The 19,744-nt window shown below is 40.1% G+C and carries 25 protein-coding genes and 1 pseudogene; 20 read left to right on the forward strand and 6 right to left on the reverse strand.

All coding sequences use genetic code 11. The features are described 5' to 3' along the window. Window positions 1-121: 121 nt before the first annotated feature. From IR173_RS00385 to IR173_RS00415, 7 genes are all read left to right on the forward strand, one after another. Window positions 122-637 (forward strand): GNAT family N-acetyltransferase, encoded by a 516-nt coding sequence (locus IR173_RS00385; protein WP_237037727.1) that lies wholly within the window; start codon window positions 122-124, stop codon window positions 635-637. 357 nt (window positions 638-994) lie between these two features. Beyond that, window positions 995-1,450: a transcription initiation factor IID gene (locus IR173_RS00390; RefSeq protein WP_237037728.1), complete on the forward strand. Its 456-nt coding sequence runs from the start codon at window positions 995-997 to the stop codon at window positions 1,448-1,450. An 18-nt stretch (window positions 1,451-1,468) separates the two neighbouring features. Beyond that, complete coding sequence (locus IR173_RS00395; RefSeq protein WP_237037729.1) at window positions 1,469-1,849, forward strand: hypothetical protein; 381 nt, start codon at window positions 1,469-1,471, stop codon at window positions 1,847-1,849. Next, window positions 1,846-2,340, forward strand: coding sequence for a hypothetical protein (locus IR173_RS00400; RefSeq protein ID WP_237037730.1), 495 nt, complete (start codon window positions 1,846-1,848; stop codon window positions 2,338-2,340). Before IR173_RS00395 ends, IR173_RS00400 begins: the two co-directional genes overlap by 4 nt. 80 nt (window positions 2,341-2,420) lie before the next feature. Beyond that, the gene (locus tag IR173_RS00405; protein WP_237037731.1) at window positions 2,421-2,975 is read left to right on the forward strand and encodes a hypothetical protein; all 555 of its coding nucleotides are present in this window, start codon (window positions 2,421-2,423) and stop codon (window positions 2,973-2,975) included. 235 nt (window positions 2,976-3,210) lie between these two features. Continuing rightward, window positions 3,211-3,906, forward strand: coding sequence for a DMP19 family protein (locus IR173_RS00410; RefSeq protein WP_237037732.1), 696 nt, complete (start codon window positions 3,211-3,213; stop codon window positions 3,904-3,906). Further along, a complete protein-coding gene (locus tag IR173_RS00415; RefSeq protein WP_237037733.1) occupies window positions 3,896-4,261 on the forward strand; it encodes a hypothetical protein in 366 nt (121 codons plus the stop codon). The genes IR173_RS00410 and IR173_RS00415 overlap by 11 nt, the downstream gene beginning before the upstream one ends. 90 nt (window positions 4,262-4,351) lie before the next feature. On the opposite strand, the gene IR173_RS00420 is transcribed toward IR173_RS00415, so the two are convergent. Further along, on the reverse strand, window positions 4,352-5,182 hold the full coding sequence (locus tag IR173_RS00420) for a helix-turn-helix domain-containing protein (RefSeq protein WP_237037734.1): 831 nt from the start codon (window positions 5,180-5,182) through the stop codon (window positions 4,352-4,354). 300 nt (window positions 5,183-5,482) lie between these two features. Between IR173_RS00420 and IR173_RS00425 the strand changes: the two genes are divergently transcribed. From IR173_RS00425 to IR173_RS00475, 11 genes are all read left to right on the forward strand, one after another. Continuing rightward, the gene (locus IR173_RS00425) at window positions 5,483-6,643 is read left to right on the forward strand and encodes a multidrug effflux MFS transporter (protein WP_237037735.1); all 1,161 of its coding nucleotides are present in this window, start codon (window positions 5,483-5,485) and stop codon (window positions 6,641-6,643) included. A gap of 268 nt (window positions 6,644-6,911) precedes the next feature. After that, on the forward strand, window positions 6,912-7,355 hold the full coding sequence (locus IR173_RS00430; protein ID WP_237037736.1) for a GNAT family N-acetyltransferase: 444 nt from the start codon (window positions 6,912-6,914) through the stop codon (window positions 7,353-7,355). A 5-nt stretch (window positions 7,356-7,360) separates the two neighbouring features. After that, the gene (locus IR173_RS00435; RefSeq protein ID WP_237037737.1) at window positions 7,361-7,726 is read left to right on the forward strand and encodes an MmcQ/YjbR family DNA-binding protein; all 366 of its coding nucleotides are present in this window, start codon (window positions 7,361-7,363) and stop codon (window positions 7,724-7,726) included. A 93-nt stretch (window positions 7,727-7,819) separates the two neighbouring features. Further along, window positions 7,820-8,269: a hypothetical protein gene (locus IR173_RS00440; RefSeq protein WP_237037738.1), complete on the forward strand. Its 450-nt coding sequence runs from the start codon at window positions 7,820-7,822 to the stop codon at window positions 8,267-8,269. Between the two features lie 36 nt (window positions 8,270-8,305). Then, entirely contained in the window at window positions 8,306-9,316 is a 1,011-nt protein-coding gene (gene bla, locus IR173_RS00445; protein ID WP_237037739.1) for a class A beta-lactamase, subclass A2, read from the forward strand. Next, window positions 9,306-9,740: a hypothetical protein gene (locus IR173_RS00450; RefSeq protein WP_237037740.1), complete on the forward strand. Its 435-nt coding sequence runs from the start codon at window positions 9,306-9,308 to the stop codon at window positions 9,738-9,740. The genes bla and IR173_RS00450 overlap by 11 nt, the downstream gene beginning before the upstream one ends. 34 nt (window positions 9,741-9,774) lie before the next feature. Continuing rightward, window positions 9,775-10,224, forward strand: a complete 450-nt coding sequence (locus IR173_RS00455; protein WP_237037741.1) for a GNAT family N-acetyltransferase — start codon at window positions 9,775-9,777, stop codon at window positions 10,222-10,224. A gap of 1,118 nt (window positions 10,225-11,342) precedes the next feature. After that, window positions 11,343-12,119 carry a class I SAM-dependent methyltransferase gene (locus tag IR173_RS00460; protein WP_237037742.1) on the forward strand — a complete coding sequence of 259 codons (777 nt, stop codon included), beginning with the start codon at window positions 11,343-11,345 and terminating at the stop codon, window positions 12,117-12,119. A gap of 372 nt (window positions 12,120-12,491) precedes the next feature. Then, window positions 12,492-13,280 (forward strand): N-acetyltransferase, encoded by a 789-nt coding sequence (locus IR173_RS00465; protein WP_237037743.1) that lies wholly within the window; start codon window positions 12,492-12,494, stop codon window positions 13,278-13,280. 85 nt (window positions 13,281-13,365) lie between these two features. Then, window positions 13,366-14,238 carry a helix-turn-helix domain-containing protein gene (locus tag IR173_RS00470; RefSeq protein WP_237038399.1) on the forward strand — a complete coding sequence of 291 codons (873 nt, stop codon included), beginning with the start codon at window positions 13,366-13,368 and terminating at the stop codon, window positions 14,236-14,238. 95 nt (window positions 14,239-14,333) lie between these two features. Continuing rightward, complete coding sequence (locus IR173_RS00475; RefSeq protein ID WP_237037744.1) at window positions 14,334-14,756, forward strand: pyridoxamine 5'-phosphate oxidase family protein; 423 nt, start codon at window positions 14,334-14,336, stop codon at window positions 14,754-14,756. A 184-nt stretch (window positions 14,757-14,940) separates the two neighbouring features. Here the strand turns inward: IR173_RS00475 and IR173_RS00480 are convergent, their stop codons facing one another. After that, on the reverse strand, window positions 14,941-15,513 hold the full coding sequence (locus IR173_RS00480; protein ID WP_237037745.1) for a Crp/Fnr family transcriptional regulator: 573 nt from the start codon (window positions 15,511-15,513) through the stop codon (window positions 14,941-14,943). 89 nt (window positions 15,514-15,602) lie between these two features. Between IR173_RS00480 and IR173_RS00485 the strand changes: the two genes are divergently transcribed. Then, the gene (locus IR173_RS00485) at window positions 15,603-16,304 is read left to right on the forward strand and encodes an HAD hydrolase-like protein (protein ID WP_262914257.1); all 702 of its coding nucleotides are present in this window, start codon (window positions 15,603-15,605) and stop codon (window positions 16,302-16,304) included. Between the two features lie 106 nt (window positions 16,305-16,410). Here the strand turns inward: IR173_RS00485 and IR173_RS00490 are convergent, their stop codons facing one another. Beyond that, window positions 16,411-17,166 (reverse strand): DeoR/GlpR family DNA-binding transcription regulator, encoded by a 756-nt coding sequence (locus IR173_RS00490; protein WP_237037746.1) that lies wholly within the window; start codon window positions 17,164-17,166, stop codon window positions 16,411-16,413. Between the two features lie 229 nt (window positions 17,167-17,395). Here IR173_RS00490 and IR173_RS00495 point away from each other — a divergent pair, with 229 nt between their 5' ends. After that, complete coding sequence (locus IR173_RS00495) at window positions 17,396-17,911, forward strand: 5' nucleotidase, NT5C type (protein ID WP_237037747.1); 516 nt, start codon at window positions 17,396-17,398, stop codon at window positions 17,909-17,911. A gap of 461 nt (window positions 17,912-18,372) precedes the next feature. Here IR173_RS00495 and IR173_RS00500 read toward each other — a convergent pair whose 3' ends face one another. The 3 genes and pseudogenes from IR173_RS00500 to IR173_RS00510 form a co-directional block, all read right to left on the reverse strand. Then, window positions 18,373-18,900 (reverse strand): methylated-DNA--[protein]-cysteine S-methyltransferase, encoded by a 528-nt coding sequence (locus tag IR173_RS00500; RefSeq protein WP_237038401.1) that lies wholly within the window; start codon window positions 18,898-18,900, stop codon window positions 18,373-18,375. Between the two features lie 42 nt (window positions 18,901-18,942). Beyond that, window positions 18,943-19,008: pseudogene (locus IR173_RS18040) on the reverse strand (Ada metal-binding domain-containing protein); the annotation flags it as partial. A gap of 244 nt (window positions 19,009-19,252) precedes the next feature. Continuing rightward, window positions 19,253-19,606 (reverse strand): winged helix-turn-helix transcriptional regulator, encoded by a 354-nt coding sequence (locus tag IR173_RS00510; protein ID WP_237037748.1) that lies wholly within the window; start codon window positions 19,604-19,606, stop codon window positions 19,253-19,255. Window positions 19,607-19,744 lie beyond the last annotated feature (138 nt).

Raw genomic sequence — 19,744 nt, forward strand, 5'->3', positions numbered from 1 at the left:
TAAAAAAAGTGCTGTTCACCATTTCACATGAACGGCACTTTATGTATCTTTGCCTGTCGTTTTACATTTTTACAATCACAAATGTCTTATCAAATAATCATGTAATAAAATCGTTTTTAATATGATTGAAACAGAACGTCTGATTTTAAGAGAAATACTGCCTTCGGATGCAGATGCCATGTTTGAACTCGACTCCGACCCTGAGGTACACAGATATCTCGGCAACGCCCCCGTGAAAAACAAGAAGAGGATTCTTGAAATAATAGATTTCATAAGAGGACAATATAATGCGTTCGGTATTGGGCGATGGGCTGTTGTTTTGAAGGAGAACAATAAATTTATTGGATGGGCAGGACTTAAATATGTAAATGAACCGATGAATGCTCTTCCTTGCTATTATGATTTGGGTTATAGGTTTGCACGGAAATATTGGGGCAAAGGATATGCTACAGAAGCTTCTATTGCTTTGATGGATTATGCTTTCAATAAACTGAAGATTCCGTGTGTCTATGCCCTCATTGAAACCGACAACTTGAAATCAAGGCGTGTTTTAGAGAAAGTAGGATTCCACGAAGATAAGTCTATGACGATTGATGGTGTGCCTCATGTACAATTTAAAGCAATAAAACCAATATAAGGACGTGAACCATATTTATATGGAACATCATAATAAGAAATACGTTTATTGGTTGTGTGTCATCGTGATAGCAATGTTCGTTTTACCTTGTGCGGTAGCTCGCCTCGCATCAGAATGTAACGGCATGACATTGTGCATAATATTGTTCTTAGTCCTCAATCCGGTGTTATCGTATTGGGGACTTTTATATTTGCAAACAAGAGAGTTATTTGCTAGCATAGCAACACTGAAATTCGCACGCTTGCTAAATCGTTACCTCTATTTCTCAAATAATTAGCTAAAAGTTTATTCTTCAATCAGTTAAGTCAAACCGATAAAAATCAAAAATAGATTGTTCCCTACCAGCCATTATAAACCATGAGAATAAAAGAATATTCCACAAACGAACTGTTGATGATTGCCAATAATGTAACTGGAGAATATCCGGACAAGAAAGTCAGGCAAGCAAAACTAGAGCTGTACAACCGTGGCGTAACCGACAAGGTGATAGCCGACATCATGGAAGAAAAAGAAGAAGCCTTTATGAAAAGGCTGGATGCTGCCGCACGTGCGGAACAAGCGAGAATTGACAGGAATAATGAAAAGAACAGAAATGTCAGTTATCAATTATGGGAAATGCTGATAATGTTTATATTTGCACCATTCTATTTATTTAAGCGGCATTATTCACCCAGTGAATTCTTTCCTAAACTGAGACAATTGAAAGAAGAAAAGTATAACCTGAAATTCAAACAGCGCATCGCATGTTTGCTTGCAGGAGATATAGTTTGGGTGGTTACCTATTGGTTTTATTACACCTTTATAGTAGATTAGAAAAATAAGTTTGTGATAATGAATTGGTATATATATTGGTTTATAGCGAGCAGTTATTTCGTCAAGCACCTATTTGGCTTCCTTACCAAAAGGGCACAAGGCGTCTCCCTCTACTTCGCGATACTTCTCACCCCTGCGTTCGCCCTCTACTCCATCCTGTTTATCGGGATAGACAAACTCTTGGGCACACGTATATATAATGAATATTATTGGGTGCTGGGGTTGGTGGTCGCCGCATCGCATATTGTCCTGTTCTGCTTGAACACCAAACTGTCCTACCGCTGGGAAGATACATACCGGAAGTGCTGCACGGACCGGAAGAATATGATTTCGGTAGCTGTCTCGGTGGTAGCGGTGGTGGTGTGGATTGTTTTGTTGGCTAAATGGGTACATAAATGAAGAAAGGAATAAAAAAAACGGATAATTATTTTGAGCGTAACCGGAGAATTCGGCTAGCACAAAATTACAGGTACAACTTTATCGACTACCTCTATTATCAGGGAGAGCGATACAGTAAGAAATATCTCAGCAGTTCAGGCAATTGGTTAATAACACAGTATTGGATGGGGTTTGTTTTCTGGCCGCTTCTGCCTTTTTGGATGCCTCACTATACCGATATTCTGGGGAATATATTGGAAAAAATGAATTTAGCGGATAATCTTCATCCGATAATGGGGATGTTGGTTCTCTTTCTTCCAATGCTCGCCGCAATATCACTTCCGTCCGGTCTATGGTGCTTGTTGAGATACAATAAAGACAGGGTGGCGGCTATAAAGCACCACTATCGTCAAAGTATATGGAAGGATGCAATCCCTATGTGGCTGTTGTGGATGATTCCTCTTTTATTTGACATATTACTATTAGTGATATATCTAACGATGATAAAATAAGCCGGAGGAAACAATAACAGTGCAAAGCCTTAAGGAGATAATTTATAAATAATTAATAACAACAATAGGATGAAATAGCCATGAAAGCAAAATTAAAATACCCGATATTCAGCTTTACCCCCAAAGGCAATATGATTTATGTGTTTTGGGAAGAGGAACTGCATCAAACGACCAATATCGACCTGCTGAAAAAAAAGAAGAACTATATCGTAGTCGATTCCACCGGGACTAAATACGTGGAAACAGGGGCGCACATGGTGAAATGGAAAGGCATAGCCGGATATTTCACCGGGATGCGGGGACGTGTGATTTCCATTGAATACGAGTACGAGGATTGCCCCGAACCTTTCTCCTTACGCCAACTGCAAGAAAGAATAGCGGAAAGATACCCTAAAACACGCTGGTTCAAAGAAGAATGTTGGGACAGCGTAAACGACTTCCGGCAAACGATTTTCGCCTGCAAGACCTTTGAAGAACTTGCCGAAGTGATGATGCCCCGTCCCCTGACGTTACGTACCCGCATCGCCAGATGGCTGCATCCCACCCCACAGGAAAAGAAAATACGGATAAAAATGCTTATATTTTTGATTATTTACCTGACGGTATGCTACCTGATATTCGGGTGGCAAAACTAAGCAGGGAGAAAGAGCATGGGTAACAGAAAGAATATTAACAAGGTCAATCAAATAGTAAAATGCAGTTCCTCATTAAACCCAAACAGTTAAATGAAAAATAGTATTTTTTTATATGCCTTCCAAACATTCAGAAGTTTCCAAATTTACTTTGTATAACCTTTTTCGTGAATATGCTTGTATATTGTATGCAAACCGCGTAGTTTTGTGTAGCATTCTAATATAAAACAGTTTAGATATGATGAAATGGATAAAGAAAATCTTCGGTCTTGCCCGTCCCGAACCAATAACGATGGAACAAATAGAGCAGCTTCCGCCTGCCAAGCTATGCCGAAAATTCATAGACGGAGAATTGGAAAGTGATACTGAGTGTGAAATGTTTGATAGCATAATGTGTGCTGTGGAATTGCATGCCGAAGTCTTTAATGGCGGTTTCAACCAGTATTATTACAATTCGGGCGGTGACCGTTCCGAACGTGCCCGAAGTACCTTTGCCCTATTGGGCGCCGACCGGATAGCCGATGTGGTGAAGCGTGCCAACGAGTGCTACGCCGCCCATGAGGACAATCTGCAAACTCAATGGGAAGACAGAACGAAGGAAAGTCTTTGCAACAGTTATAAGGAGAAGCTTTTCGATACGCTTGATGAGGAATATTATGCCTTGATGAAAAATGACAAACAGCTATACGGAATGATAGGCACTTACATCAAGCAACATCCGCAGGAGTTCCTGACAAGGCGGAAAAAATGTGACAATATTTGTGACGGACAGAGCAATTCCCTTGAAGAGCCTGACGGAATATTGGAGTATAAACGTGAATTTACCCTTTGGGAACGTATTCAGGATTGGTTCTATCGTATATTCCTGTCGGTGCTTGCACTCATGTTTCTCTTTGTTATAATCAAAAAAGTGTGGCTATGGATTGCAGGATAATTACTATACCCGACTGATACGAAAGATGCGGCGGGAAGGTGTGCCGCACATGCCGAGAGGTGCATTGCTTCTGTTGTTCATCATCTATGGCGGTTTGCTGATGGAGATACTGACCGGACTGTTTTGGGTTGCGTCCGGAATGTCAAGTCTGGGACTTCTATTCTTGATATTTGCCGCACCTGTCCTTTGTGGCGCGATAGTCCGGCAGCAACGGAATAATACCGGGATATCCAAATACCACCGCACCATACGCCGCATGGCCTTGTGGTATTTGTGGGCCGAAGCAGCTTTGGCAGGTATCATGCTGATATTTATTATTGTATCTATGGTTCGGGCAGCCGTCAATGCCGGATAGAAGGAATAAAATGTGCTGGATTGGATATGCCAAATGACCTTGCCAAAGAAATATCTCGCCTATTTGGAAAAAGCTGTTTTCTTAACCGATTCATTCTTTATTTCTAAATTCCACAGGCGATAGTCCGGTATATTTACGAAAGAAACGAGCGAAAAAAGAAGAGTTCGGGAAATTGAGTTTATCTGCAATTTCGGTGACTGTTCCGTCTGTTGATTTCAGCATTAATTTTGCTTCACGCAGTATGAAGTCCGTCATCCAAAAATGAAACGTTTGTCCGGTTTGCCTTTTTATGCTTCGCATCAGGTGCTTGTCGGATATGCACAGCTTATCTGCATAAAAAGCTGCTGTCCGCTCCCGGGTACAGAATTTGTGCAACAAGCTGAAGAAACCATCCACCAATTCATCCTGCCGGGAAACTTCTACCGAAACATTTCTGCCCGAATACATTCTGCTTACCTCAAGCACAAAAGAAAACAGTATTCCTTTTAATGCATCCGCAGGGCATTCGGTATCCGAATAACGGTCATGGATGAAATCATAATATCTTTTCATCAAACAGAAACCCTTTTCATCCATCTGCAAATAAGGCATATTGGTTGCCTGATTGGATATATCCGTTTTCAACAGCAGAGGGAAATCTGTCAGAAAATCAAAATGAAACGACAGGTATTGAAACAGAAAATCTTCCGTATGCGAGAGTTGCAGCAGTAAATGTCCCGGCAAAAGAAATAAAAAAGCCTGTTCGTGCAGCAGATAGCTTTTGCCGTCTATCTCTACCAACGCTTTTCCTTTGAGTATGATCATAAAATAGACTTTCCCCAAAGGAGTGCGGGTAGCCTGTCCGATGGGAAAGAGGGTTGACAGCTCACCATTGGGATGGGTTATCTCAAATTGATTCGGTTCGTCATGTTGATTATACATGGATTATATAAGTTTATGCAAAAGTAGCNTAAAATAGACTTTCCCCAAAGGAGTGCGGGTAGCCTGTCCGATGGGAAAGAGGGTTGACAGCTCACCATTGGGATGGGTTATCTCAAATTGATTCGGTTCGTCATGTTGATTATACATGGATTATATAAGTTTATGCAAAAGTAGCGATTCTATCGGAATACCTGTCTGCCTTTGGTCACTATTTGGACGAAACATGGCTGATTTAGGGCGAAACGATATGCAAAAATAGCCGGAACTTTGCCCCCAAGAACATAGAATAACTTAATTAAGATGAAAACAGAAAGAAATTCCAAACTTTATATCCTGATATTTACCGGGATTGTTTCAGCGTTCGGTCCGTTCGTGACCGATTTTTATCTGCCTGCACTTCCTGCACTGAGCGAATATTTTGATACTACGGCATCGCTTGTCCAGTTAAGCCTTACTTTTAGTATGATAGGCTTGGCAGTGGGGCAGTTGATTATAGGGCCGTTGAGTGACAAGTATGGACGGAAATCCCCTCTCATGGTTTCGTTGGTGGTCTTTTGTATTTCCACTTTGGGATGTCTTTATTCGCCGGGCATTTACGCGTTTCTGTTTTTCCGTTTGTTGCAAGGATTTTCCGGCGCAGGCGGAGTGGTAATTTCTCGTTCCATAGCCTTGGACCTTTATGGGGGAAAAGAACTCACCCGATTTTTCTCGATGCTGAGTTGCGTACAGGGATTAGCTCCTGTTTGTGCTCCTGTATTGGGCGAGATATTGCTAGAGGTGATGGACTGGAAAGGAATCTTTTGGGTATTGCTGGTAATAGGGATGGCTTTGATAGCCTCGTTACATTTTTTCAAAGAATCATTGGATGCTGAGATTCGACAGAAAGGGAGCATTTTCTCCACATTCAAGCATTACTTGCCGGTATTGCGCAACAGGCAATTCATGCGCTACGTTTTGGTGCAGGCTTTTGCTATGGGGGTGATGTTTACTTATATCGCAGCTTCGCCTTTCATCTTTCAGAATCATTTCAGCACCTCTCCCCTTTTCTACAGTTTTTGCTTCGGGGTTAATGCGTTGGGAATCATGCTGGGAAGTTTGGCGGTATCGCATTTTCGGAATGCAAAGACTGCGTTGCGAGCCGGGGTTATAGGATTTGGATGGGTGAGTTTGCCGGTCGCGGCGGCTCTTGTTTTCAGTCCTTCCGTTTGGGTGGTCGAAGTATTGCTATTCTTCTTCCTCATTTTCTTGGGGCTGATACTTCCCAGTTCCACTACGCTCGCCCTCGATTTGGAACGTAAAAATTCAGGAAATGCTTCGGCGCTGTTGGGATTCCTGATGTTTTTGTTCGGCGGTGTGCTTTCTCCGCTGACGGGAATGGGCAATATGCTTTATACCACAGGGATGATATTTATCGTTTGTTGTGCCGGGGCATGGATATGTACTAAGAAGGCGATACGATGATTAAAAAAAAAANGATTCCTGATGTTTTTGTTCGGCGGTGTGCTTTCTCCGCTGACGGGAATGGGCAATATGCTTTATACCACAGGGATGATATTTATCGTTTGTTGTGCCGGGGCATGGATATGTACTAAGAAGGCGATACGATGATTAAAAAAAAAAATGCAGAACGAAGTTTCTTCTGCATTTTCATATCTTTGCCGTGATAACTGGAAAATATCAATAAGACAGAGAATAAAGTGCGAAACAAAATGAATATCAATTCAACTTTATGATAAGAAAATTAGCAAAAACAGAGTATCCCCAAGCTATCGAATTATCTCTTGCTGTATTTACTGAATGTGGCAAAGCAGATTATGACGAGGAAGGGCTTGAAACGTTTAAAAGTTTCATCGGAAATGAACAATTAATGGATGAACTTACCATTTATGGCGCGTTCTGTAATAATGAACTCGTTGGCATTATGGGTAGCAAAAATGAAGGAAAACACATTTCGCTTTTCTTTATCAAACCGATATACCACCGCAGGGGTATCGGGCGAAAACTTTTTGATTATGCTTATACTCTGAACGAACTCAGCACTACAGAAATTACAGTCAACGCTTCCACTTATGCCGTTCCTTTTTATGAAAGTCTGGGATTTCAACCAATCGGTGATGCTCAATGTTATCACGGTTTGACAAGCATCCCAATGAAGAAACGGAAACAACTCTAACAACCATGAATATAGAAGATTACAGAGCATATTGCCTCTCCATGAAAGGTGCGACCGAGTGTATGCCTTTTGATAAATTCACCTTAGTATATAAGGTGATGAACAAGATGATATCCTACGCTCCTCTCAACCCGAAAGAAGGCCGTTTTTGGGCAAACGTGAAATGCGACCCGGATAAATCCGCCGAACTGATGGAGCGCTATGAGGGTATCTGTTTCGGCCCTCATTCTGATAAAAAATATTGGATTACTATTCTGCTGGAAAGTGATGTTCCGGATGAACTAATCAAGGAATTAATCAATCATTCGGTAGATGAAGTCATCAAGAAATTGCCCAAAAAGAAACAGGAAGAATATCGGAATATGCATTAATTATTCCATTCTAAAAGATTATAACTTAAAATTAGGAGAAGAGCTGATTATCTTGTATTTTCGCGCCACCAAAAACGAAAAAATAAAAAGAGAATGGATGTAATCAAGACATGGTTCGAAGGATTTGAGAAAGGTGTGACCCGACTTTCTCCGGCAGAAAGAGAAAACTTCTTTTGCGAATGTGGAAAAAATTGTGTGCAGAATGGAGTTTTGCCCATTTACGAGCAACTGTATGAGGATGTCAAAGGTGACTTGGATGCTTTTTTCACTAAAGCCAACGAGTTTGACCAAGTACGAGGCGAAATTGTGGAACATGGAAAAAGTTACAACTTGTGTTTTACCGCCTGCGTCTGCCCGTTGCATCAATCGGGTTATGTCAATACTCCGTTGCTATGTGAATGTTCTCGCCAAAGTGTGCTTTACACCATGCATAAATTGTGGAAAGATAAGAAATTTGAGGTGACGCTTTGCGGAACGGTATTGGGGGGAGATAATGAATGCAAACTCAATATCAAGGTGCTCGATACACCTGCCGCGACTTAATTATCAACCTATTCTGTCATTTACGATAATTGAAAAATGAAAACAATTCATATTCTTTACCTCGCTGTCTTCGGTCTGTTCATAGGCGGATGTTCTTCACAAAAATCCCGGAAGGAATCCTTTTCCGTGTCAACCAATCAGGAAACCCCGGCTAATCTGGATGTTTTAAAGAACCATATAGAAACCATCATTAAGGATAAAAAAGCGACTGTAGGTGTGGCTGTCATACTGAATGGAAAAGACACGCTGACCATTAACAATACCGAAAAATATCCGATGATGAGTGTCTATAAATTTCATCAGTCGTTGGCTGTCTGCGATTATTTGGAGAAGAAAAATATTCCACTCACTACCCTGCTCCATTTGGACAAGAAGTCTTTTAAGCCCGATACTTACAGCCCTTTGCGCGATAAATATCCGCAGGGGGACTTGGACCTCTCGCTTGGTGAGCTGCTGACTTACACCCTGCAACTGAGCGATAATATAGCTTGTGACATTTTGTTCGATTACATTGGCGGAGTAAATGTGGTGGACGAATATATTCATTCTTTAGGCATAAAAGAGGTATCTATCACCACCACCGAAGATGAAATGCATCAAGACATGGAAGATTGTTACGAGAATTGGAGTACTCCCCTGGCCGCAGCTTCTCTTTTGGAAATATTTACAACTAATGATTCTTTGCGAAATGAATATACTGATTTTGTGAAGCGCACCATGATAGAATGTCAAACCGGAAAAGACCGGTTGGTTGCCCCATTGTCCGAAAACGGTATTATCATCGGCCACAAAACGGGAACTTCCGACAAAAACTCTCGCGATGAATATATCGGTACAAATGATATAGGCTTCGTTACTTTACCCGATGGTACGCGGTACACTATTGCCGTATTCGTCAAAAATTCTCAGGAAGAGATGGACGCGAATGCCAAAATAATTGCTGATATATCGGCAGCCGTCTATCAGTTTGTTTGCCAAAAACTTCCTGCTCCTTCTTCTGAAAAAAAACTATCACTAACTAATAAAACAGGTAACAATGAAAACTAAAAATTATCTTTTGACACTATTCGCGCTATCTTTAGCATCATGCACTGTCTATCAAGTGCCTGTTAACGAATTTGCCCAACAAATTGAGAACAGCCACATCGAAAAACGAAAAATAGAAGTTGGTAGTGGCGGTCTTGTTTCGTGGTGGGCTGCCGACAGTTTATATACAAACGGTTTGCACACACTGAAATGTTATGATAAAAAGGGTAATGCGAAAGAGATAGAAGTGACTCCGGGAACGGTTGTCAGGTTCACCACCAATGACGGCAAACATGCCACTTATTACTTCGATTCTGTCATTTGGGGCGATACGGCAGTTACCGGAACGACTTCGCGCATCCTGAATATGCAGAAAATTATCGCAAAGAATGAGATTAAGAAAATAGAAATTGATAACAACAGAAAATCAGGACGATATAAATAAGTAAGAAATACGTTTCTAAAGATAATTAAGAAAGATGGGGGCTTCAATTACAAAAATAACAGACAACAAGAAACGTTATTTGGATTTACTGCTACTTGGAGATGAACAGGAAAGCATGATAGACCGCTATTTGGAGCGTGGCGAAATGTTTGTCCTCGAAGATGATGGAGTCAAGGCCGTCTGTGTGGTTACAGGCGAGAGCCGGGAAATCTGTGAACTGAAAAACATAGCTGTCACTCCCATTGCACAACGGCAGGGATATGGCAGAAGATTGATAAATTATTTGATAAATCATTATTCCGGCCAGTACACCCAAATGATAGTGGGAACCGGAGAGGTACCGAGTGCCATTGCGTTTTATGAGAATTGCGGATTTGAATATTCGCATCGCATAGTGGGCTTTTTCACTCAAAATTACGACCATCCTATCATTGACAATGGAGTTTTACTAAAGGATATGATTTACTTAAAACGCAAGATATAAAGCTACCCCATCGGCTTTTTTACCTATTCTCCCGATACTGTTTGGGAGACAGTCCTACCTCTCTTTTAAAGTAAATCCTATCTGCATGGCTTTCACACAAGCTATCATACAGGGATAAATGAAAGAAATCCTTTACAATCATATTTTCTCTGTGAAAAATATGATGACCGAGTTCATCCTGCTTGAACACAGGCACGGATGGAATAGTTTGTGAATGCAAAGTAAAGGATGTTAGGGAGTAACAAAGAAGGAAAGACGAGAGGAATTCTCCCTTTATGGGTTTTTCGGATTTTTATTATGGGTATGGAATATACATTCGGTCGACAACAAACAGATAACATTAACAATGATAAGTTGTACATCATTGTGCTCTCATGCTCTCACACTATATATAACAAGCTAATTATAAATGACTTATGCGATGATAGTAAAAAATGTTAGCTCTCACTTGTACTCTCATGCTCTCACTACATTTTGAAGCATATTCCTGCATAATACGCTTTCCATCAGCTATATAGCCTTTTTTACAGGCTGTTCCGGCTTGATATAGAGTAGGGTGTTTTCAGACTTTTTCATTATAAAAAGTGCGCATAAAGCATGGAATATAACAGCTGACGAAATCTTGGCGGCAGTAAAGAACAAGACGTTTTCAAAAAAGCTCGTTATCTTTTTAAAAAAGCTCCTTATCTTTTTAAAAAAGCTCTTGCTCTTTTTTTAAATGTCCTTGTCTTTTGGGTGGATGATTGGTCACACATACGTATGCATGAGCCGATACGTACGTCCGCGTAGGCCTACACGTATATACGTATAAGCCCACACGTACGTCCGCATAAGCCTACACATATATGTGTCAAATCCCTAATATTCTTGGTGAAGAAGAACTGAAGATATTTTCTTATTCAAAAAAATAATGTACCTTTGCAGCATGTTAAAAACTCAACTATCGGATTTGGTGTTGTAAACAATCTGTTCTGACACAACAGATTGTCCTTTAGTTTGCTCTCGGATAAATCTTTTCGAGAGTGATTCCTTTATTACTATAATTTAAAATTTTAATCCGCATATAAGTGATGAGGATATTGCTATACCCACACGTATATGCTAAATACATTACGATAATGAATAACGATAACAATACAATTTTAGGATTCGACGTTAATTTAATTTGTGAATATTTTCTAAGTACAGAACGACAAGGCCCCGGAAGTCCCGAAGTAACCCTTAAAGCGCTGAGTTTTATAGATAACCTTACGGATAAATCCCTTATTGCCGACCTCGGTTGCGGAACGGGTGGCCAAACAATGGTATTGGCACAACATGCGCCGGGAAGCATTACAGGCATCGACTTTTTTCCAGGATTCATTGACCGCTTCAACAGCAATGCCGAAAAACTGCATCTTCAAGATAGAGTAAAAGGGATTGTCGGTTCTATGGACGACCTTTCTTTTAAGGAGGAATCTTTGGACTTAATTTGGTCTGAAGGAGCTATTTATAATATCGGTTTTGAACGGGGAGTGAACGAGTGGCGTAAATATTTGAAAACAGGCGGATATATTGCTGTTACCGAAAGTGTTTGGTTTACCGAAGAGCGTCCGGCGGAGATTCATGATTTCTGGATGAGCGTTTATACGGAAATAGATACGATTCCCAACAAAGTAGCCCAGATACAAAAAGCAGGCTATGTTCCCGTTACTACGTTTATTCTTCCGGAAAATTGCTGGACAAAACATTATTTTGCCCCACAAGCTAAAGCAGAAGAAATTTTCCTTAAAAAGCATGTGGGAAACAAAACTGCCGAAGAACTGGTGGCATCCAATCATCATGAAGCCGAACTGTACAGCAAGTATAAAGAGTATTACGGTTATGCTTTTTTCATCGCAAAAAAGATAAAGTAATGATTGGTTCAAGCGGAAAACATGACTTTTTCAGCTTTGGAATACGAAAAACGTAAAAGTTAATAAACGAAGCGTAAAGCGTTTAGGTAGAGGTTGTATCAAAAATACGATACCACTATTCTATAGTTTGTCATTCTGAGTAATATAAAGAATCCGTAAATGGAAAAAACAGATTCTTCGTTAACAGAATGACAATATAATGGAATAGTTTAGTAATGATACAACCTCTCTTTTTTCTCATTTATGTAAAATTAGCAATATTGAACAATGCTTTATCACCACGAATTGCGTACTTTTGCTTCCACAAATAGACAGTAAATACTTTTTTGTGGTATGGAATGGCTATTTGAAATACACCCTAAAACAAGAATCATGGCAGAAAAATATATAATATTGGATAAAAGCAACATTGATAATGAACATATCTGTTGCGCATTTTCTGATAAGAAATGCCAAGAGGGTTATGCCCTGAAAAAAGAATGGTTGAAAAGAGAGTTTGACAATGGATATGTTTTCAGACGACTGGATGCGAGGGCTAAAGTTTTTCTGGAATATGTTCCGGCAGAGAAGGCTTGGATTCCTGTAGATGCTCCCAATTACTTAATGTTGAACTGTTTTTGGGTATCAGGACAATATAAGGAAAAAGGGCACGGAAGGGCTTTGTTGCAATCAGCCATTGATGATGCCAAATCTCAAAGTAAATACGGTCTGGCAACGGTAGCGGGTATAAAAAAGCTCCACTTCATGAGTGATACAAAATGGTTGCTGAAACAAGGCTTTGAAATTGTGGAAAAATTATCAAATGGTTTTGCACTGCTTGTGCTGAAATTTGATGATGCCTGTCCCACTCCTTCATTTAAAGAATGTGTGAAGAGTGGAGAATGCCCGGAGAAAAACGGACTGGTAGCTTATTATACCCATCGTTGTCCGTATACGGATTATTATGTAAACGGCTCTCTATGTACATTGGCGCAGGAACATAAGATTCCGTTGAAAATTATAAAAATTGGAACAATGGAAGAAGCGCAGTCATCGCCTACACCTGCTACAATATTTTCTTTATTTTACAATGGGAAATTTATCACGACAGATCTTAGTGTATGCACGGATAAACAATTTGAAAAGATGCTGAGTAACGTATTAGTAAACATTGACAAATAAATTTAAGAATAAAATGAAGGAAAAAATAATTATTCGTTTAATAACTTCAAATGAAAATACAGTTGGATGATACATGAAAAACCTAATGAAACGTGCCATACCGCTTTATACATTCTATAAGCATAAATACGGAAGCGAACTATTGATAGATATCGTGGAGTTGAAAGATATAAAGAAATTTATAGCCGGAAAGCAGGCTCATACCTTGTCTTATTATGACATTACTTTCATAACCGAAGGGGAAGGGGCCTTCAGCATTGGCAACCAAACGCATCATGCCGTTCCCAAGGACGTTTTTTTCTCCAAACCGGGAGAAATCCGGAACTGGGATATTCATCATATAGACAATGGCTTTGCCTTGATTTTTGAAGAGGAATTTCTCTCTTCTTTTTTCAAAGATTCGCTGTTCGTGCAGCATCTCGCCTTTTTCCAGCCCGGTACCACCTCTGCCAAACTTCACTTGCCCGAAGCGCTTTATGTCCGTTTTCTTTCACTTCTCCAAAATATCAAAAAAGAAATAGACGCGTATCAACCCCATGACGTGCATGTGCTCAGGGCGTTGCTCTACGAGGCACTCATGTTGCTCAACCGCGCTTATCAATCTCTTCCGGCAGATGACAAACAAAAAGAAACCGGGAATCCCTACATAGGGCGTTTCATCCGGCTGGTAGATGAATATGCAGAATGCGAACATTCCGTACAGTTTTATGCGGAACAGCTTTGCATCACTCCTAATTATCTGAATGAGCTGGTCAGTACGACATTGAATATCAGCGTCAAACAATATATAAGAAATAAAATAATGGAACGAGCCAAGAATCTGCTCGTTTATACCCGGCAACCGATATCCGAGATAGCAGAAACGCTCCACTTCTCTACGGTTTCTTATTTTGTACGCAGTTTTCGTCAGCATACGGGCACGACTCCCCTGCTCTATCGCATGGAACATCAACCATGAAAAGTGACATTTCATCCTTGGTTTTTATGCCTGTGCATCTCGCCTGTTTCTCTATCTTTGCAGGCAGTTATTAACCCATAAATAAAACAAAAAAGATGAGAGATGCAGAAAAAACAGTAGGCAATATTGTTGACAAGCAGAGTGTTTCCTTCGTTGGTTCCATAGACGCAAACGGTTTTCCCAATATGAAGGCCATGTTGCAGCCCCGAAGACGGGAAGGTATCAGGACGTTCTATTTCACTACAAATACGTCTTCCATGCGTGTGGCCCAGTATCGGAACAACCATCATGCTTGCATCTATTTTTATGACAAACGTTTCTTTCGCGGGGTGATGCTTATCGGCACGATGGAAGTGTTGACAGATAGCGCTTCGCGTGAGTTGATTTGGCAAGAAGGTGACACGATGTACTATCCCGGCGGAGTGACAGACCCCGATTATTGTGTTTTACGTTTCACGGCTGTTTCGGGCAGGTATTACAGTAATTTTAAATCGGAAGATTTTAAGGTGGAAGAATAAAATGATCCATTGCGGGTGGGGTGTGTCATTTTTTAGGGGATGCTTCAAAACTCCGATAGTGCTATCAATTATTCTGTCATTCTGAGCAAAAGCGAAGAATCTGTACACACAAAGTGATTGAAAACAGATCCTTCACTAGCGTTCAGGATGACAAAATAATAGAACATTTTAGTTTTGACCCTGCTTATTGATATGCATCAGAAATCTCTTTCAATAACCGGTTCAGGCTTCTGATATCAATTCCCAAATAGGAAGCCATATCTGCTTTTGACAGATTCAATCCTTGCCTTTTTTCTATCGTAAGCAGTTTCGTCAACGCATATTTTATGGGATATAACTGTTGATACACAGCCCGGCTGCTTGTATTAATCATTCTTTCTGCCATTTCGGACAACAATATCCGGCAAAATTGAAAGTTTGTATCGCAAAGGTGATTAAAGAAAGAAGCCGGGAAACTGTAAACCTGTACGTCGGACATAGCTTCTACTGTATTGAAACAAGGCGATTTTCGGAGCGCCTCTGCTTCCCCGACTATTTCGCCCTCGCCAAAAAACTCAAAGGTGTAGCTTTTTCCATTTTCTTCATCATGGTAGCATTTGGCGATTCCAGCTTTTATAATAAAAACTTTATAATACGTTTCACCTTGTTTATATAGAAGTTCGCCTTTTGCGAATTTTCTACATACGATATTACTTTCCGTCTGTTTTTCATACAGGCTTTCGATGAAAGATAAAAGTAGCGTATTGGTGCGTAGCATAATTTTTTTATACGGTTAGGACATTTGTCCTTTTATAGAGTTGATTTTCGAGATATCTTTGCCGCCAAAGATAATAAAAGTAACCGAAAATGGACCTTGATATAAACGATAAAATAAATGTAATAGCATTCGATGCGGATGACACATTGTGGAGAGAACTTGATAATTATGAGCTTTTTGAACATACCTATTGCTGCATTTTGAAGCAATATTATTCCGAGGAACAGGCCATGCGGATGTTGCAGGAAACAGAGAAGAGAAATATCCCTTTTTATGGTTATGGGCTGAAGAGTGTCATGCTGAGTATGGTTGAAACGTTGTGCAACGCGAACAATAATGTTGTCAATCCCCACTGCATAAAAAAGATAATCGAGTTTGGGCAAACCTTGATGAAACAACCGGTTGAACTGCTGGCAGGGGTTGAGGAAGTCTTGCAACAGTTAAGTGGAAATTACAAGTTGGCATTGGCTACGAAAGGAGATTTGCTGGACCAACAGAGGAAAGTTGAAAAATCAGGTTTGCAGCATCTCTTCTCACATATAGAAATCATGAGCCATAAAAATAAAGATGAGTATAAACAATTGTGTAAAAAATTAGATTGCTCTCCGGAAAACTTCCTGATGGTAGGCAATTCTCTTAAATCAGATATTTTGCCTGTTATAGAACTTGGGGGGTATGCCGTTCATATTCCTTATCACATAACATGGGTAGAGGAACGTTATGACGAAAAGTTTACGCATCCCCGTTTGTTTCAACTATCCGATATAAAAGAGGTGTTAACTATTTTGTAGTATCAAGCAAAGCTTTCATGGGAATCTGTTAAAACTCGGATAATGTTTTCGTATAGCCTGTCATGACAATAGCATACCGCCCTCATTATTTTCGGTCGGATACAGATTAAATAACAGTATATGAACCTTTGGGCCAATGTGTGTTTACATACTCCAGTTTACTGTCTTCCGTCACAAGATAGTCTATCTCATCCAAGGAAGCAATTGTATAAGGTTCGGCCCTATTCAGTTTATTGCCATCAGCCAGTACCACCCTTTTTCGTGAGCGCTCCAACATAAGCCGTTTAAGCATTATTTCCTCTCTGTCACTGGCAGGAATTGTCAGTCCCAGTTGCGGATGGACGCTATAAACCCCTAACAGTAACCAATCCGGACGTACCATTTGCAACGCTTGCCAGACCGGATTTCCTATGGCGACTTGGGCAGACGGAAAAACTTTCCCACCTAAAAAGTTTAATTCCAACTTAGGATGCTCTAATAAAGCATCGACTATTGGAAAACTGTTAGTATATACGATCAGTTCCATATCTTTGGGTAATTGACGTGCAACTTCCAAATTGGACGTACCGCCATCTATTAAGATGATATCTCCCGGACGAAATAGCGGAATAACCTTTGCTGCCATTTCCCGTTTACCGGCAATAGCCGTATTCATTCTACCGGTAAATTCGAATGGAATCCCCGACTTTGCAATTGCCCCACCATGAACCTTGGTTAATATTCCACGTTCATCCAGTTCTGTTATATCACGGCGTAAAGTATCATCGGATACTCCTAATTCTGTACTCAAAGCCGAAATATAGACTCTATAATTTTGGCTTATCTGGTTGATGATATACTGATGTCTTTCTTCTTTTAGCATGATTTATAGGAGATAATATGTTGCATATATCCGCAAAGTTAACTATATTTCGATAGAAATACTAAGATTTTCGAGCTTTTTTATCTGTATTTGCGATTTTATGCAATTTATTATTGATAGGTATCATAAAAACCGAATCATAGAAATAAAATCCGCATTCCTGTAAAGTGAGGAAACGAATATTTCTGACTTATAAAACAAACTTTAATCATTAATAAATCTAAAAAGTATGAAGCAAAAAGTATTAGTTGACATGGATGGTGTTCTTGCTGATGTGTATGCTCAGTTTATTGAAATGGAGTATAGAGAAACAGGAAGAAAGTTAGAGTTGGAAAGTCTGATGGGCAAAACAGAAACTGAGGCTTTTCCCTCTTTGTACAGACACGTGAATTATCCGGGATTTTTTAGAACGGCTCCCCTTATGCCCGACAGTGTGGAAGGACTAAAATATCTGAATGACAAGTATCATGTATTAATCGTTTCTTCTGCTACCGAATTTCCTTTAAGTTTGACAGAGAAACAAGCTTGGCTGAATGAGAACTTTCCATTTATTACGTGGAAACAAATGATTTTTTGCGGACTCAAAGAGAGTATTCAGGGAGATATTATGATTGATGACCACCCTAAAAACCTCAATTTCTTTCATGGAAGAAAATTAATCTTCACCCAACCTCATAATGTGAAAATAATGGAGCCTGATTACCAAAGAGTGTCAGGATGGCTGGAGATAATGAATGTATTGTAGAGAAATTTATCAATAGGATATGGAAGATCTTATTATGCTCAATCAATTACCTTTAATACGACCTCATCCGGCTCAGTCTCTTTATCGGTAAGTACCGGCAAGGGATGCCCCGTGTCATGCTTCGTATTGCCGCCAGCGGCTTTCCAAAAGAGAGACGTAGGGAGTGGATGCTGCTTTGACATGAAAATAACAAAGCAGTATTCAATTGAAAGACTAAAGCTTGAAAAACAATAAAAAGAGACTGTCCAAAAAGATATATTGTGCTATCCTTTTGCTCTGTCATTAGCTTCGCTGACCCCTTGAAAGATTTTTTCATTAAGGTACGTTCTGAGTGTAACGAAGAATCTGTTAACACAAAGTAGTGTATTCAGATTCTTCACGAAGTTCAGAATGACAAAATGATAGAGTTATCGACCTTTTTCGGACACCCTCTTTTAGTGATTTTGTATATTAAATTAAATCTACCACAACCCGGTTTCCGTTGTTTTAGAACATTCCAACTCCAATAATCCTTTTTTTGCATCGAGACCACCTCCGTACCCCGTGAGTTTATGATTGCTGCCGATTACCCGGTGGCAGGGAACAAAGATAGAGATAGGATTGGTGGCATTGGCCGATGCGACTGCACGCACAGCCTTCGGGTTATGGATGCGGCGGGCAAGCTCGCCATAAGAGATGGTCGTTCCATAAGGTATTTTCATCAGCTCTTCCCATACGGTGCGTTGAAATTCCGAGCCGGTAAAGACAACGGGAATGTCGAATATCTTACGATGTCCGGCAAAATATTCTTCGAGTTCCCCGATTGCCCGTTCGATGATGTCGGAAGTTCCTTCTTCGTACCTCGCACCCAGATGCCGCTGTATGCGGCGGTCTATCATACCTCGCCGTTTCTCCACCATCCAATCGCAAATACACAGCTTGTCGCCGTAAGAACCGACCAGCATCTCGCCCACGGGCGATTGATACCGTGTAATCTTTATAGTTTCCATATTGTTCTGTTTATTGTTATAATATTCTTTCATACATATTTTGCATGGCCTGTATCCGGCTTGTAAGGCTTCCTCAAGCGTATCATAAAACACAATGTTCTTTTCCAGAGGTTTTGCCTAATGCAAGCCACTTTTTTGAATGTAATGCCGAATTGCTGAAATTCGCACGGTTGCTAAATCGTGACCCTGTTTCTCGAATGCTCCGCTAAAAGTTTATTTCTCAGACGGTTGTATCAATCCGATGAAAATCTAAAATAATAGCATCCTTCAGTTTTTGATATACCTTCAGCCGAAATGGTTAGAATTAAATGTATTATTATCCATAGGGGAATTGAAGAAAATTTTAGTATGCTTAATCTTCCATACCTAAAATCTTTTTCATCATTGGTCGAAAATTATCTCCCCAACTTTCAAGCTGTCCGATGATGGGAATCAACGTTTTTCCCATTTCCGTAATGGAATATTCTGTATGAGGCGGAAGCTCGGAAAATATCTTCTTTTCTATCATCCCATGCATTTCCAGTTCTTTCAATTGCTGATTGATGACGCGAGGACTGGCATCATCAAAGTGGCGATGTAATTCGCTTGGACGTTTGGGACCGTTGTTCAATTCCTGTATAATGCAACTTTTCCATTTTCCGCCAATCACTTCCATAGCAATTTTCACTCCACAATCAATATCGAAAGGTATTTTCTTTTCGTACATAGAACATCGTTTTTTTGCAAATGTAGCAATATTGGCATAAAATAGAAATATCAGCAGAATACTATTTCATTTATAGGGATAAATTTATCAGTATATGAATAATTTCTCCCTACTTGTGCAATTGCTTACGACCGGCTA

Source organism: Phocaeicola faecalis (assembly GCF_021730445.1).
GTDB lineage: Bacteria > Bacteroidota > Bacteroidia > Bacteroidales > Bacteroidaceae > Phocaeicola > Phocaeicola faecalis.